The sequence below is a fragment of the Pseudomonas sp. F-14 TE3623 genome (assembly GCF_053629015.1).
In genome coordinates, this window is record NZ_JBRJHM010000001.1 from 3,207,091 (window position 1) to 3,222,135 (window position 15,045).

General features: G+C 60.3%; 16 protein-coding genes. 7 read left to right on the top strand and 9 right to left on the bottom strand.

Translation table 11 applies throughout. The features are described 5' to 3' along the window. Nucleotides 1–218: 218 nt before the first annotated feature. The 7 genes from AB7M29_RS14935 (at nucleotide 219) to AB7M29_RS14965 (ending at nucleotide 6,524) form a co-directional block, all read left to right on the top strand. Nucleotides 219–587 carry a DUF6124 family protein gene (locus AB7M29_RS14935; RefSeq protein WP_217858609.1) on the top strand — a complete coding sequence of 123 codons (369 nt, stop codon included), beginning with the start codon at nucleotides 219–221 and terminating at the stop codon, nucleotides 585–587. A gap of 272 nt (nucleotides 588–859) precedes the next feature. Next, nucleotides 860–1,276, top strand: coding sequence for a DoxX family protein (locus tag AB7M29_RS14940; protein ID WP_454247163.1), 417 nt, complete (start codon nucleotides 860–862; stop codon nucleotides 1,274–1,276). Next, nucleotides 1,269–1,895, top strand: a complete 627-nt coding sequence (locus AB7M29_RS14945; RefSeq protein WP_454247164.1) for an antibiotic biosynthesis monooxygenase — start codon at nucleotides 1,269–1,271, stop codon at nucleotides 1,893–1,895. Before AB7M29_RS14940 ends, AB7M29_RS14945 begins: the two co-directional genes overlap by 8 nt. Nucleotides 1,896–1,940: 45 nt before the next feature. Then, a complete protein-coding gene (locus tag AB7M29_RS14950) occupies nucleotides 1,941–3,779 on the top strand; it encodes an amidohydrolase (RefSeq protein ID WP_454247165.1) in 1,839 nt (612 codons plus the stop codon). A gap of 67 nt (nucleotides 3,780–3,846) precedes the next feature. Next, complete coding sequence (gene ycaC / locus AB7M29_RS14955) at nucleotides 3,847–4,473, top strand: isochorismate family cysteine hydrolase YcaC (protein WP_123721083.1); 627 nt, start codon at nucleotides 3,847–3,849, stop codon at nucleotides 4,471–4,473. 211 nt (nucleotides 4,474–4,684) lie between these two features. Continuing rightward, a complete protein-coding gene (locus AB7M29_RS14960; RefSeq protein ID WP_217858605.1) occupies nucleotides 4,685–5,590 on the top strand; it encodes a LysR family transcriptional regulator in 906 nt (301 codons plus the stop codon). A gap of 94 nt (nucleotides 5,591–5,684) precedes the next feature. Further along, the gene (locus tag AB7M29_RS14965; protein WP_454247166.1) at nucleotides 5,685–6,524 is read left to right on the top strand and encodes a class I SAM-dependent methyltransferase; all 840 of its coding nucleotides are present in this window, start codon (nucleotides 5,685–5,687) and stop codon (nucleotides 6,522–6,524) included. On the opposite strand, the gene AB7M29_RS14970 is transcribed toward AB7M29_RS14965, so the two are convergent. The 9 genes from AB7M29_RS14970 to AB7M29_RS15010 all read right to left on the bottom strand — a co-directional run bounded on the left by AB7M29_RS14970 (nucleotide 6,513) and on the right by AB7M29_RS15010 (nucleotide 15,035). Continuing rightward, nucleotides 6,513–6,821, bottom strand: a complete 309-nt coding sequence (locus AB7M29_RS14970; RefSeq protein ID WP_063340329.1) for an addiction module antidote protein — start codon at nucleotides 6,819–6,821, stop codon at nucleotides 6,513–6,515. The genes AB7M29_RS14965 and AB7M29_RS14970 overlap by 12 nt on opposite strands. Before the next feature lie 2 nt (nucleotides 6,822–6,823). After that, nucleotides 6,824–7,117, bottom strand: a complete 294-nt coding sequence (locus AB7M29_RS14975) for a type II toxin-antitoxin system RelE/ParE family toxin (RefSeq protein WP_454247167.1) — start codon at nucleotides 7,115–7,117, stop codon at nucleotides 6,824–6,826. A gap of 152 nt (nucleotides 7,118–7,269) precedes the next feature. Further along, nucleotides 7,270–7,959 carry a hypothetical protein gene (locus AB7M29_RS14980; RefSeq protein ID WP_052965222.1) on the bottom strand — a complete coding sequence of 230 codons (690 nt, stop codon included), beginning with the start codon at nucleotides 7,957–7,959 and terminating at the stop codon, nucleotides 7,270–7,272. Nucleotides 7,960–8,016: 57 nt separating this feature from the next. Further along, nucleotides 8,017–8,829 carry a ChbG/HpnK family deacetylase gene (locus tag AB7M29_RS14985; RefSeq protein WP_454247168.1) on the bottom strand — a complete coding sequence of 271 codons (813 nt, stop codon included), beginning with the start codon at nucleotides 8,827–8,829 and terminating at the stop codon, nucleotides 8,017–8,019. Continuing rightward, nucleotides 8,801–10,030, bottom strand: a complete 1,230-nt coding sequence (locus AB7M29_RS14990; RefSeq protein ID WP_454247169.1) for a GNAT family N-acetyltransferase — start codon at nucleotides 10,028–10,030, stop codon at nucleotides 8,801–8,803. Before AB7M29_RS14990 ends, AB7M29_RS14985 begins: the two co-directional genes overlap by 29 nt. 4 nt (nucleotides 10,031–10,034) lie before the next feature. Beyond that, nucleotides 10,035–10,724: a GNAT family N-acetyltransferase gene (locus tag AB7M29_RS14995; RefSeq protein ID WP_217858639.1), complete on the bottom strand. Its 690-nt coding sequence runs from the start codon at nucleotides 10,722–10,724 to the stop codon at nucleotides 10,035–10,037. Nucleotides 10,725–10,816: 92 nt separating this feature from the next. Continuing rightward, nucleotides 10,817–12,736, bottom strand: a complete 1,920-nt coding sequence (locus AB7M29_RS15000; protein ID WP_454247170.1) for a hypothetical protein — start codon at nucleotides 12,734–12,736, stop codon at nucleotides 10,817–10,819. Beyond that, a complete protein-coding gene (locus AB7M29_RS15005; RefSeq protein WP_454247171.1) occupies nucleotides 12,733–14,037 on the bottom strand; it encodes a lipopolysaccharide biosynthesis protein in 1,305 nt (434 codons plus the stop codon). The genes AB7M29_RS15000 and AB7M29_RS15005 overlap by 4 nt, the downstream gene beginning before the upstream one ends. Further along, a complete protein-coding gene (locus AB7M29_RS15010) occupies nucleotides 14,034–15,035 on the bottom strand; it encodes a polysaccharide deacetylase family protein (protein WP_217858599.1) in 1,002 nt (333 codons plus the stop codon). The genes AB7M29_RS15005 and AB7M29_RS15010 overlap by 4 nt, the downstream gene beginning before the upstream one ends. Nucleotides 15,036–15,045 lie beyond the last annotated feature (10 nt).

A 15,045-nucleotide genomic window follows, 5' to 3' on the forward strand; every position in this document is an offset into this window, starting at 1 on the left:
CGATCGGGTTTAGCGACTTGAACAGGTATAAGCGCAACAACGCTCCGTCATATTGCAGGCATTCCATGTCTGCAGTGTCGATATGGTGGCTGTGCGCGGGAGGCCCTCGGGTCTGCCGGGTCTTATACCTCTCGGTTCGCTAACCTGCGTACAGCCGCCACCCTTACTTGTTTAGCGACAGGTACTGGTGGTTCCATCAGGTATAACGGAGATTCACCATGTTCAAAGCCACACCTAACCCACCAGAAACCGACGACGTTTCCCCCTACGATCCCCTCGATCCCAAAAAACTCAACGAAGCCGCCGAACGCGCCCTCGATCACTACCTCAAACCGTCCGACCCCAAGACCTCGCGCAAACCGAGCACGATTTACACCGTCGCCCCGGGCATAGACATCGAAGAGCTACTGGCCAATGCCAGCGAATCCTTTGCCTCGGCCAAGGTGATCGCCAGTGACTGTGCCGGGTTTCTGGAGGGGCCGCAGCGCAATACGATACTGGGCGTCGCGCAGCTCATCATGCTGGGTGAACTGGCTGTGAGTCGGGCGCTGGATAGCCTGGAATTGAAGGCCGCCCCGGCCGTCTGACCGGATTCAATACGAAACGGCCTTCGGGCCGTTTTTTGTGCCTGAGCAGTAGTGAGCACGCACAAAACACTGTGGGAGCGGGCTTGCCCGCGATGGCGTCGGATCAGTCAACATCACCGTTGAATGACACACCGCCTTCGCGGGCAAGCCCGCTCCCACAGGGTTTTGTGTCGTTCGGGCGTTCAACGCACTCGCAAAGAGAGCACGTACATTCAATTTTTCCCCACCCCTTGGCGGCACTATTCAGGTCAGTGATTGAACAAGGGTGAGCCATGAACGCTTCGCAACGGGATGAACAGGCGCGGGATGTCGGGCTGCTGTTTTTGCGGGTCAGTGGCGGTCTGTTTCTGCTGTGGGTTCACGGTTTGCCCAAGCTGCTGGACTTCAATGCGCAGCTGCAACTGATCGAAGACCCTTTCCACCTCGGTGCCCACCTCACCCTGAGCCTGGCGATCTTCGCCGAAGTGCTGTGCCCGCTGCTGATTGTCGCCGGGGTGCTGGCGCGGCTGGCGTGCTTGCCTATTCTGTTTGTGCTGCTGGTGGCGCTGCTGGTTGTGCATCCGCAATGGAGTGTGGCCGAAGGGCAGTTCGGCTGGCTGCTGTTGATCCTTTTCACCTCTGTGTTCATCGCCGGGCCGGGACGGCTGGCGCTCAATGTCCGTTTGCCCGGAGTGCTCCGTTATGCCTGAAGCCCAAACTCAAAAAGCGCCGGGGTCCGATGAGATCGTGACGCTGATCGTCAAGCACCGGGTCAAGGCCGGTTTCGAAGCGGCCTATGAAGCCTGGTTGCGCAATATTGTCAGCGTGGCGGGGCAGAGCGACGGGCATCTGGGCGTGGACGTGATCCGCGCCAAAAACGGTGGGCTGGACATGTTCACCTGCGTGCTGCGCTTTTGCTCCACCGAGGCCATGCAGCGCTGGCTCGATTCGCCGCAACGTCAGGCGTTGATCGATGAAGCCGCGCCGATGCTGGCCGACGGTGACCAGACTGAGATCAATCCGGTCAACGAGTTCTGGTTCACGCCACTGGCCGATGCCGCTTCGCCACCGCCGCGCTGGAAGCAGGCTGTGGTGACGTTGTTGGTGATCCTGCCGCACACCTTGCTGGTGCCGCTGCTCTGGGGGCCGCTGCTGCAACTCAATGCTTTTCTCTCCAACTACGTGGTCGCCACGTTCCTGATCACCCTGACCATCGTGCTGTCGGTGGTGTACGTGTGCATGCCAGTCGCGACCCGTCTGTTTGCGCCGTGGCTGGAGGCCAGTCAGCCGCGCGAACACCTCGAACCTACCGGCAATCCGCCGCGCTGAACCGGCGGAATGCACCCCCGTTTCACTTATATCGAAGGAACTGCGATGAATGCCGATCTGATTCTGTTCAATGGCCAATTTCATACCGTAGACCGGGAAAAACCGCTCGCCAGTGCCGTGGCGATCAAGGACGGGCGCTTTGTCGCTGTCGGTAACGATGCAGAGGCCATGGCCCTGCGCGGTTCGGGCACGCAGGTCATCGACCTCAAGGGCCGCTGCGTCATCCCCGGCCTCAACGACTCGCACTTGCACCTGATTCGTGGCGGTTTGAACTACAACCTCGAACTGCGCTGGGAAGGCGTGCCGTCCCTGGCCGATGCCTTGCGCATGCTCAAGGATCAGGCTGACCGCACGCCGACGCCGCAATGGGTGCGGGTGGTGGGTGGCTGGAACGAATTCCAGTTTGTCGAGAAGCGCATGCCGACCCTGGAAGAGCTCAACCAGGCAGCGCCCGATACACCGGTGTTCGTCCTGCATTTGTATGACCGCGCCTTGCTCAACCGCGCCGCATTGCGAGTTGCCGGTTACACCCGCGACACGCCGAACCCGCCGGGTGGCGAAATCGTGCGTGATGCCAACGGCAACCCGACCGGCATGCTGGTCGCAAGACCGAACGCGATGATTCTGTACTCGACCCTGGCCAAAGGGCCAAAGTTACCGCTGGAATATCAGATCAACTCGACCCGCCAGTTCATGCGCGAACTCAATCGCCTCGGCCTGACCAGTGCCATCGATGCGGGCGGTGGTTTCCAGAATTACCCGGACGACTACGCGGTGATCGAGCAGTTGGCCAAGGATCAACAACTGACCATCCGCATCGCCTACAACCTGTTCACCCAGAAGCCCAAGGAAGAACTCACCGATTTCAAGAACTGGACCGGCAGCGTCAAGCTGCATCAGGGCGACGACTTCCTGCGGCACAACGGCGCCGGGGAAATGCTGGTGTTCTCGGCGGCGGATTTCGAAGACTTCCTCGAGCCGCGTCCAGACCTGCCGCAAACCATGGAAGATGAGCTGGAACCGGTGGTCCGCCACCTCGTCGAGCAGCGCTGGCCATTCCGTTTGCATGCGACTTACAACGAATCCATCAGCCGCATGCTCGACGTGTTCGAGAAGGTCAATCGCGACATTCCCTTCAATGGTTTGCCATGGTTCTTCGACCACGCCGAAACTATCACCCCGCAGAATATCGAACGGGTGAGGGCGCTGGGCGGTGGTATCGCGATCCAGGACCGCATGGCGTTCCAGGGCGAATATTTCGCCGAGCGTTATGGCGCCAAGGCCGCCGAAAACACGCCACCGATCAAGCGCATGCTGGCCGAGGGTGTACCGGTCGGCGCCGGCACCGATGCGACTCGAGTGTCTAGCTACAATCCATGGACCTCGTTGTACTGGATGGTCAGCGGTCGCACCGTCGGCGGCCTGGCGCTGCACAGCGAAGGACTGCCCCGGCAGACCGCGCTGGAACTGTTCACCCATGGCAGTGCCTGGTTTTCGTCGGAACAGGGCAAGAAAGGCCAGATCAAGGTCGGTCAACTGGCCGACGTGGCGGCATTGAGCGCGGACTTTTTCAGTGTCGAGGAAGAAGCCATCAAGTGGATCGAATCGGTGTTGACCGTGGTTGGCGGCAAAGTGGTGTACGCCGCCGGCGAATTCGAAAAGCTTGGGCCGCCTAGCGTGCCGGTGCTGCCGGACTGGTCGCCGGTGGTCAAGGTGCCGGGTCACTGGCGTCCGGCTTCGCCGATGCAGGCGCAGGTTCACCAGTGCAGCGGGCCGTGCGCGGTGCATTCCCACAGCCATGAACGGGCGCGTTTATCGAACGCACCGGTCAGCGATTTCCAGGGGTTCTGGGGCGCGTTTGGCTGCTCGTGTTTTGCCTTCTAGTCATTAAAAAAGCGCCGGCCTGGCGTGTCGGCGCCCTATGCAACGTCAATCCTGCGAGGAGTTTCACATGAGCAACGTTCCTTACAAACGTCTGAACAAAGATGATGCAGTTGTATTGTTGGTCGATCACCAGACCGGCCTGATCTCGTTGGTGCAGGATTTCTCGCCCAACGAATTCAAGAACAACGTGTTGGCCTTGGGCGACGTGGCCAAGTTCTTCAACTTGCCGACCATCCTGACCACCAGCTTCGAAAACGGCCCGAACGGTCCGATGGTGCCGGAGTTGAAAGAGCAATTCCCGGACGCGCCATACATCCCGCGTCCAGGCCAGATCAATGCCTGGGACAACGAAGACTTCGTCAAAGCCGTCAAGGCCACCGGTCGCAAGCAACTGATCATCGCCGGTGTGGTGACCGATGTGTGCGTGACCTTCCCGACCCTGTCGGCGCTGGCTGAAGGCTTTGAAGTGTTCGTGGTCACCGACGCTTCCGGCACGTTCAACGAAACCGTGCAGCAAGCGGCCTGGGCACGCATGGCAGCGGCCGGCGCACAGCTGGTGAACTGGTTCTCGGTAGCCTGCGAGCTGCAAGGCGACTGGCGCAATGACATGGAAGGCCTGGCCAACCTGCTGTCGCCCCGCATTCCGAATTATCGCAACCTGATGAACAGCTATTCGGTGCTGAGCTCCAAGTAAGCCATCAGGCTGCCAGACTTGCGCTGGCAGCCTTTTAAAAGATCGCAGACTTCGCCAGCTCCTACATGATTGTGGACACCCGTCATTGACCGGCGAAACGCAATCTCTCGTAGGAGCTGGCGAAGCCTGCGATCTTTTGATCTTTAGATTTGGGGAGTCGGGAACGGAAAAAACGGCTATAAAGCGTTTTGCTGTCAACCAGGGCGCGACAATGAACCCGTTCGAGGATATGCGTATTTTTTGCCAGGTCATGGACTCTGGCAGCTTCACTGCGGCAGCCGATCAATTGGGGTTGTCCAAGCAGTTCGTCAGCCGCCGCCTGATGCAACTGGAAGAGCGCCTCGGTGTGCGCCTGCTCAACCGTTCGACCCGGCGGTTGGACGTCACGCCGCTGGGGCAGAGTTATTACGAATCAGCCCTGCGCCTGCTCAGCGAAGTCGAGCAAGTGGAGCAGGGCATCGCCGGCCAGACCACCGAGCCTCGCGGCGCTATTCGCCTGAGCGCGCCATTGTCGTTTGCCGTGGCGCATCTGGGGTGTCTGTTACCGGAGTTTCTGCAGCGTTATCGCGATGTCACCGTGGAAGTCGATCTGAGTGATCGTCCGGTGGACTTGCTCGGTGAGGGTTACGATCTGGCATTGCGCATCGGCGTGCTGGAAGACTCGACACTGATCGCCCGACGCCTCGCCTCCATCGAGCGGGTGTATTGCGCCAGCCCGGTGTATCTGGCCGAGCGGGGCACGCCACTTAAACCCGAGGATTTGCACACCCATGATTGCCTGCCTTATGGCCACGGTCGTCAGGTGCAATGGCGTTTCGAGGGGCGGGGCAAGCCGCTGAACGTCACCGTCACTGGGCGGATGCGCGTCAACAATGGTGAGTTGCTCAAGGACGCGGCCATTGCCGGCATGGGGATCACCTACCTGCCGACGTTCATCGTCGGTTCGGCCCTGAAGGACGGCCGACTCGTGCCGGTGCTGGATGATCTGCGCCCCGAACCGCTGACCTTGTCGGCTGTCTACCCGCAACATCGCCAGAGTTCGCGACCGGTGCAGGCATTGATCGAGTTCTTGCGTGAGCGGTTGAATCAACGCGCAGAGGGTTCGCACTACCGCTGATTTACAAGTTCGCAACAAAGCTCGAATGGCGATTTTCTTGATGCTGATCCAGACTCGTGTCGGCCAATCAAAGGCCCGAATTCTGGAGCGTGCAATGGAAATGCCGACAAAAGAAAAAGTCATCGCCAGCAATCGCGATGCCTGGAATGACTCCGCCCAACACCATAAAGACACCCCTGAGTGGCAGGCCTGTTTGAGTGTCGTGAGCCATGGCGATTTTTCCTGCCTGGATGACACCCTCACCGGGTTGCTTCAACAGGTCGGCATCGATGGCAAGGATGTGGTGCAACTGGGCTGCAACAACGGACGCGAAAGTCTTTCGCTGTTTGCCTTGGGGGCTCGTCGTGTCGTGGGCATTGACCAGTCGGAGGCCTTTCTCGATCAGGCCCGGGAGCTGGCATCCCGTTCGCCCCATGAGCCTGAATTCATCGAGGCTGACATCCATCATCTGCCGACTGAGCTTCACCAGCGCTTCGATGTAGCGCTGATTACCATCGGTGTATTGAACTGGATGCCGGACATCGCCGAATTCTTGCGCCATGCCGCGCAAACCCTCAAGCCCGGCGGTGCGCTTGTGGTGTACGAAACCCACCCGTTCCTGGAAATGTTCGACCCCGAGTCAGCCGATCCCTATCGCCTGGACAGCTCGTATTTTCGCAGCGAACCTTTCGTCCAGAACCAGCCGATCGTCTATGAAGGCAAAGTCGAACAGCCGGCCTCAGCGTCTTACTGGTTCGTCCACACCCTGGGCGCCATCTTCACCGGTGCCGTTGAGGCGGCGTTGCAGATCAGCCACTTCAAGGAATACCCGCATTCCAACCGCGAAGAACTCTACGATCGGTATCAGCAGCAAAAGGCGCAGTTGCCGTTGTGCTACACGTTGGTCGCGGTGAAGGCGAACAACGTAGTGCCGAAGACATTTTCAGAGAGTTGAGTGATTTGCCGCATGTCCCGGTTGTGCGCAGAGATCAATGCCAAGGGCATGAATGACCTTTAGAACCGTATCAAAACGTGGTTTCGCGCCTGGCGCGAAGGCTTTGTACAGGCTTTCGCGGCCCATTCCGGAATCTTTGGCGATTTGTGTCATGCCACGGGCCTTTACCACGTAGCCAATAGCACGAAGAAACTCTTCGTTGTCGCCGTCTGCCAGTACCTGAGAGAGGTACTCGCTGATGGCTTCGTCACTGTCGAGCAGTGCTGCCATATCGAAAGTAGTCAAAGTCTGGCCCATGTTTAAACCTCCCTTGCCAATTTTTTCGCCCGCCGGATATCGGTGTTTTGCGAGGACTTGTCACCACCGGCCAGCAATACGATGACTACGCCATTTCTCATGGTGAAGTAGACCCGATAGCCTGCACCGACGTCCATGCGCATTTCGGAGACACCATCACCCACGGGCTTGATATCGCCTAGATTACCCGCAGAGGCACGTTCAATGCGACGAGCGATCGCAACCTTGGCCCGCAAGTCGCGAATCGAGGCATGCCATGTCACGAAGATTTTGGTTTGTTGAATAAGATAATTCATTGCTCGAATGTATCCATATGAATACGGACGAGCAGTCAGTTCATTCTCTGGTCTGGTGTGTGTTTTTCCCTAAATTGTGTAGGCAAAATGACGCCATCGCAGGAAAACCCACGATGGCGGAAAATCAAGCAACGAACACCCACCAGCCCAAATCACGCCTGCGCCGCAGTCGCCGTCGACTGCGCAGGTTTGCGCAGTTCAGTCAGCCGCGAGCCGCTGTAGTAGGTTTCGCGGAAGAAGCGAAAGCGGCCGAACAGGTCGTAGACGTGGGTGATGCGCCCTTGCTCCTGGTAGTCCATGCGCAGGTGCATTTTCATGGCCTGGATGTTGCGGGCATCGCAGACGTCCATGACCTTGTCGCAACCTTGGTCCCGCATCGCACCCCAAATATTGTACTGGGCATCCACCGACAGGGCGGAGCCGAAGTATTGAGGGATCATCTCACCGCCGAACTGGAAAAACTCACCGGGTTGGACCCGGAACCAGCAGCCGTAATAGTGCTGGTCAAAGTAGTCACTGAGGCTGCCCCAAATGAATCCGATCGCATCACCTTCCTCGTCCAGATACATGTGCCCGGTATGACCTTCGGACGCGATTTGGGCCATGGCCTTGACGCGATTACCGTAATACTTGGTGAAAGCCTTGGCGTTCTCCTGGGTAATCGTCACCAGACGCAAGCCCGTGTAGGGCCGTAGTTTGTGCGGCGCTATTGGGGTGACCAGATCGCGTCCCAGCCACAGCAGCTCTCGGTGCAAGTACACATAGCGGTTCCAGAGCGTCTGGAGCGTGTGAAGCAGGCCTTTTTCTTTGATTCGTTCGCGAAGCTTGGCGATGGCGCTCATGAAGTCCTCCGTGGCTGAAGCCAGGGTGTGGTGGATAAGGTTTTCGATAGCGATAAATCAAGGTTGCAACGGGTGTAGCTCAATCGAGTACTGCTGTTCGTCTTTGAGCGTCCTCGGCACAACGGCATAGGACACTCTCGGAATGCCCGGGAGACGCTTCTCCAGAATGTGAGCCAGAGACTCTCCGGGGTTTAAATAGATATCGCCAAAATCGGCCCCGATAGGGGTCGGGTGGACAACGATTTCCAACAGGCCGTCGATCGGCATCGCCACGTTGCGCAGGTCTACCGGGGTGCATACGTACTGGGCGGTCGCTCCGGCGAGGCGGTTCAATCGATGATTGAACAGCGTCTTGTATACCCGCTTGGGCACACTCAGGTTATTTCCCAAATGGCGCGCCAGTCGCACGGGCACCCCTTGGCGGGCGGCGAAACGCGCGACGACTTCGCCGATGGGCCAGATGTTGTGCACGTGCTGATGGGAGTCGATGTGGCTGGGGCGCAGGCCATTGTCCAGGCAGCGTTGCCATTGGGCTTCGAGTTCCTCCAGCACCGCGTCGCGATCCAGGCGGTTGAGCCAGAGACTGTGGCGGGGCAGGTTGAGATTGAACACGCCCTGGCTGTCACAGAACGTCGAACGCGTGAGAATCGACGGGCTCAACGGCCGGCCATAGGTGAGGTTGAAGTGCAACCCGATTCGCCCCAGGAGCAACGGCTGCCGTGCCAGGACGCAGGCCTCCTCGAACGCCGGCATGTTGGCCATGGCAGTGGCAGAGCTGATGACCCCGGCCTGGAAGGCGCCGAGGATCACCGCGTTTTCGCTCGAGCTGAGGCCGAAATCGTCAGCGTTGACTATGACTTGGCGAGGCATGTTTGCCCTCCATGGTTTTTTCGGTGGGCGCAGGGCCTTTGTCGGCGGCTGCGGCGGCGTCGGGTGCAGGGGTGGGTTCAGCAACAGGCAGCAGCGTTTCACGCCAGGCCCGCCACTTTTTCAACCACGGCTTGAAGTGATGCCAGAGTCGCATGGTCAGCCCCAAGGCGAGGCCGCTGGGGCGCCAGGAGTAAAAGCTCCAGCGCCAGTGCTCAAGTTGCCCGGTCATGCGCTCATGGAGTTGATGGCTGGAGCTCTTCAGGCTGACCCGCGAAGCGTCGATCCAGTGCCAGTTATCGTCCAGGCCCCAGCGAATCCACTCTTCGAGCAGCACACGACCGCTGCCCAGATCGGCGTATTTCGGCAGGAACGCCAGGTTGTAGTCGTACAGCCGGCCCTGTTCCAGCAACCCGAGCCGGTAACTGATGCAGCGTCCGTCCAGCTCCAGCAGTATCACCCGCAGCAGTCCCTGTTTGGCGAGGGCGGTGAAGGCCAGGTCGATCCATTGCCGGCTACGGTTGCTGGTGAAAATCCCCACGCCTTCGACGCCTTTCCAGCTCTGCGCTTCGACGTCGCTGAGGGCTTGCAATAAAGGCCCGATGGTGGCCGCGTCAGGGATTACGCGTCGGATCTGGGCACCATAGGCCAAGATGCGTTTACGCGCCCGGCGCAGTTTGTAGCGCGGGTCGCCGGAGACTTCCTGGTGGTCGGCCTCGCTGATCAAATGCACCGGCACCCGGCAACTGAGGCGGCGCTCGCCGGTCGAGCTGTGGGCCATCCATGCGGTCAGCGCGCTTTCTTCGCCGATGGGTTCGGACAATTCATTGAGTTGCAGCATCGCATGGGGCAAGTGACGGCGGATGATTACCAGCGCCTTGCGCATGCTGTCGGTATCGAGACAGGTGAGCAGGGCCAGGCGATCGGTGAGGGGATAACCGAGGTGACGCAAGACCCGAAATGGCAACCGTCCAAAGCGCTCCACGGACGCCACGAGCGGCAGGCACAAGGCCAATTCATCACCTTGCCAGCCGAGCAGAACGTGCAAGCGTTCCCCAGCGGTCAGTGCCTGTTCCGACGCGCACAGCCAGGCCAGGGTGTTGAACGGCGTGTGATCGGGCACGCGCAGGCGCAACCCCTCATAGGCAGCTGCCGGAAAGTCCGGGGCGCACAACGACGTGCGCCATTCGAATCGTGCCACCATAAGTTCAGGCCACCGCCTCAGGAACAGGTGAACGGGACGGTTTACGTAGCGCATCCAGGCGTGAGTCGCTGTAACGGGTCTCACGAAAGAAGCGCCAGCGACCGAATAATCGATAGACGTGCTGGATGCGTCCTTGCTCTTGATAGCCCATGCGAATGTGCAGTTTCAGCGCCGGTATATTGTGGGCGTCGCAGACATCCACGACCGTGTTGCAACCTTGGGCCTGCATGGCTTTCCAGAGTCGCAGTTGCAGGTCCACCGAAAGCGTGGTGCCCCAATAGGCACGGGCCAGTTCGCCGCCGAATTCGAAGAATTCGCCTTTGTTTACCGGGAACGTGCAGCCGTAGAAATGCCGGTCGTGATACTCCCGGGTGCTGCCCCAGATGAAGGCCACCGCGTCGCCGTTGCCATCCAGATACATGTGCCCGGTGTAACCCTCGGTGGCCAGTTCTTCCATGATGTTGATCCGGTCGCCAAAGTGACGGGCAAAGGCTGCGATGTTGTGCACCGTGATGGTCTTCACTTGCAGCGGTGGGCAAGGCTTGAGCTGGTGAGGCGGTACCGGGCTGACCAGGTCACGCTTCATCCACAAAAGCGCCCAGTGAGCAAACACGTAGCGCCGCCATACGACCCTGATCGTTGCACGCAGGCCTTTTCGTTTGATGTGTTGGCGAAGTTTCCCTAAGGCATTCATATCATTGCCTCCTGACAGGGACCGGTCGCGGATGGCGTCCTGCAGCGCGCAGTTGAGCGCGGCGCGGTCGTGGTGATGTAAGTTGACAGCGTTCATGAGGCGCTCCAGCTCAAGGCGAACAAGGTTTCGCCCGGCAGGTCGAAGCTGACGCGACCGTCGTGACAGTTGAATTGAGCGCTACGACTGCGGCTGTCGGCACCGAAGTACACCAGCGCTCCCTTTACCAGCGGGCACGTCGCCCCGGCCAGATCGACACGCTGCAAGCGCACCCCCTTGTTGACCCCCAGTAAACTTCGCTGGCGTTCGGTGGCCATGGCCAGCACATCGACTTCGAAGGCGTCGTTGTCCAGGCGCATGACGTTTTTCAGCCAGTGCTGCTGGATGAATTGCTGGGCCAGGCCCACCGGCTTGAGTTCGAAACGATCGCCGCCCAGCACCCGCACCATGCCTTTGGGGTAAGTCGGTTCGTCGGCGGCCTGGAACCAGTTGAGCATGTCCAGCAACCCGTCCTGCGTCGAGTTGATGACCACCGAGGTCCACCACAGCGAGGCAAAATGGGTTTCCTGATCGTAAGGGCTCAGGCTTGAGCCGCTGGACAGGTTGGTCTGATCCAGCAGCAAGGCTTTGCGTGGCCGGCCCTTGGCATCGAGGCCCACCAACTCGGCGGCACGGCGCACGCTGTCGCGGTAGACCCGCGTCGCCAACAGGTCGCGAATCATCCATTCGTGCCAGGCGAGGGCGTCGATCTGCTCGCCGGATTCGGCCAGCAGGCGCCGCGCCCAATCGATACCGCGCTTGTCGACGGCGTTGTCGGCGAACGGGCCGTTAACGAAGCGCGAAGTGGCGGGCATCGCGATGCGCACACCGGCCTTGGCGTTGGCCGGATCGCTGCGCACTTGCCGGGCCATGCTGTTGAAGATCGCCTGGTAGTCGGCGTAGCTCGGGTAATTGAGGTTCGGCTCGTCGGCGAACGCGATGTAGTGCGTACCGTTGCCGCCGAGGGCGCGAGTGGCGGCGAGCCAGGCGTCGAGGCCGGCGTTGCTTTGGGTGTCGGCGCGCAGATCGGCCTGACGCTGGGTGCCGGCCAACAGCGTGAGGTCCTGCGTGATGCCGAAGCGGTTCTGATAGAGCTGGCGGAACGCATCTTCGTGGTGCGGATTTTGCGCGGTGACGTCAACGAAACTGTAATAGGTGCCTGCCTGAGGCTTGAGGGCATCGAGCGCTGCGAAGCTGGATTGAGGGGGCAGCACGTAGGGCAAGTAAATGCCCAGGTTCGGGGTGGGGCCGAGCAGCTCTTTGTGCAGGGTCAAGCGGGTCTGGCCATCGTCCTCGCGCAGCGGTTTTAGCTGCTGCGGGTTCTGGGCAAACAGGTTCGCCGTGCCATCGAGCCAGAATGCGACCTTGCCGCTGCCTTGCAGGCGCAGTCGCCAGACCTGTTCGTCCTGAGTGACGGGCAATGCCACCTGATCGAACTGCCAGTAGGCGCGATAGGGTTTCAGCGCCAGGGACAGCTGTTTGTTGTCGCTCACTCGCTGGGCTTGCAGGGTATTGATCCCACCGTGAAACTTGCCGGCCAATACTGCGTGTTCCCCCGGCGCGACCTTGAAATACAGCTCATCGCCGCCGCGGGTTTCGGCGCTGAAATGCACCTTGGCCGGGGCGAACAACGCCACGGTGTGCTCGTCGTGTTCGATCGTGTAGCGACGGAAACTGTAGCCCGGGATTTCCAATCGATAACTGGCGGCACTCGGCGCCAGCGGCCAGCTCTGTTTGCCTCGGGTTTCACTGGCGGCGATCAGGCGCTCGCCCTTGAGGTTGCCGTTGCCATCGAGCAGATACAGGCGTTCTTCGTTGGCGTCGGCCTGCCACGCCGGAGCCCAACGAATAGTCAGCGTGTCGGGGCGATCCGTTTGCAGGTACAAGCTGCCGTCGCGAATATCAGCCCAGCGCATGGGCGCCGCCTGGGCGCTCAAACCGAGGCCCAGGCTCAACAGCAGCATGAGGCGTTTCATGCCGATTTCCGTTGCAGCATCTGAAGCATCGGGGCCACATCGCTGGGCAGGATGATCAGGGTTTGCCAGACCGGTACGCCGCTCAACCGGCAATACATCACCAGCAGCGCGAGGGTGACCGCCAGGTAGGCGATGGACGATGCCGTCGCGGCGCCAACGATGCCGTAAATCGGGATCAACAACAGGTTCAGGGCCAGGTTCAGCAACGCGCCGAGGCCCATCAACAGTGAAATCGTGCCGGGGCGATTTTTGCCCAGCAAATCCAGGCGCAGGATGCTCGCATAGCAAAGGCCGAGCAGCCCCGGCAGCAGCGCCAGCAACGCCGGGTAGGCTGGCTGATAGGCAATGCCGAACAACGTGATGATCAGCCATTCACCGATCACCGCCATGGTCAGGCAGGCGCCGAGCATCACCGTGGCGGTCAGGCGTAGCGCCAACGGCGTCAGGCGATCCATGCCTTCGTCCTGTTGCAGCAGGCGTTTCATCAGCGGCGTGGTCACCGCTTCCGGGACGATCAGCAACAGCTCGGCGGCGGCGCTGGCCATGGCGTAATGCCCCAGCGCCGCGCTGCCGAGCAGGGCGCCGATGAACAGGAAATCGGAGCGCAGAATCACTTGTTGGAATAGCAGGTCCGGATGGCTGCGAGCGCTGTAGCGCAGCAGTTCATTCTGGCTGGCGCGGTCCCATTGCAACGCCAGGGGCTGAGCGCGCTTGAGCCAGAACCACCCGGCCAGCACCACCAGGCTGAAGCCAGCCAGCCAACTGATCAGCGCCGCTTCCAGGGCTGCGTCTTTCCACATCCAGAACAAGGCCAGAAACAGCAGCAGTGGCGCCAGGGATTCCACCAGCCGCAAGGCATTGAACGCCACCACGCCGCCCGACGCATTGTGCAAGGTCAGCAGGCCGCTCTTGAGCACGGTCAGCGGCACCGCCAGCAGTAACAGCCAGGCGAGCAATCCCAGTTGCGTGGTGATGTCGAGTTCACCACCGAACTCCCGCACCAGCGCCACCACCAGCAACGTCAGCAAACCCGCCAGCAGGCAACCAAATACCAGCACCTGGCTCAGCAACAATCCCATGGGTCGTTGCTTGGCCGCCTGATACCCCACCGCCGAATTCAGCCCGCCGCTGGTGGCGGCGCTGATCAAATCGGGCAGGGTACTGAGCAACGCAAACAGACCTCGCTCGCTAGGCCCCAGAATCCGCGCCAGCAATACGTTGCGCAGCAACCGCAGGCCGATCATCGCCAGTTTGGTGCCCATGCTCAGGGCCAGGTGTTTGAGGTAATGACTGCGACTCATGGCCTGGCTCCGCGGTAGATGCGCCAGGACAACAACTCCGGATTGCGCGCGGTGCGCTGGCTGATGCCGATTCGCGGCAAGGCCAATGGATCGCTGATACCACGATAAATCCCGGCGACGGTGCCCAAGGCAAACGGGAAATCATGGTCCGCCACGTGTTCGCGCACCCGCGCATCATGGTCGCCATTGGGGTAGCAGTAGACCGGCAGTGGCCGGTTGCAACCGTTCAGCAGGGCATTGCGGCTGCGGCTCAGTTCCTCATCCAGACGTTGATCGTCAAGGCCGGTGAGTATCGCGTGGCTGGCGCCATGGGGACCGAAGCGGATCAATCCGCTGGCTTCCAGCGCGCGTACTTGATGCCAGTCCAGAGCCTGGGGCAACGACTCCTCGGGGCATTGATCGGTGAGCCGGTTCAGTTCGCCCGCAGGCAAGGTTTTCAGACTTTGCAGAAAATGCAAAAGCGCCAGGCTACGGCGCTGCACATCCAGATCATCGAGCAGCACCGGTAGCGGTCGCCCAAGCTGTTGCAGGTATTCAATCAAATGCGTCCGGGCTTTTTCACCGTGGCTGTGCCACAGGGTTTCCCCCAGACTTTCCCACCAGAAACGTTGCCGGCTGCCAATGAAATCGGTGGAGAGAAAAATGCTCGCCGGCACCTGATACTTTTTCAGCAACGGGAAGGCATTCAGCGCGTTGTCGCGCCAGCCGTCGTCGAAGGTCAGGGCGACTTTTGGCCGTTCGGTTCTGATGGCACCGGGTTGCAAGATCTCCATCAACGGCACGCATTCGAAGTTTTTTTTCAACCAGGCGAGCAGATGCTCGAACGCCTTCGGCCCGACGCACAGTTCATTGCGATGGGGCAGGTCGGCGGCGCGGTCATTGGCCAGCACCCGGTGCAGCATCAGGATCACCCCGGCACCGTGCAATTGGTGACGGCCTACGGGCGAGTTGAGATAAAGCCAGCCACTGGTGCGTTTTAATAATTGTTTGATCGCCATGGCGCGGTCC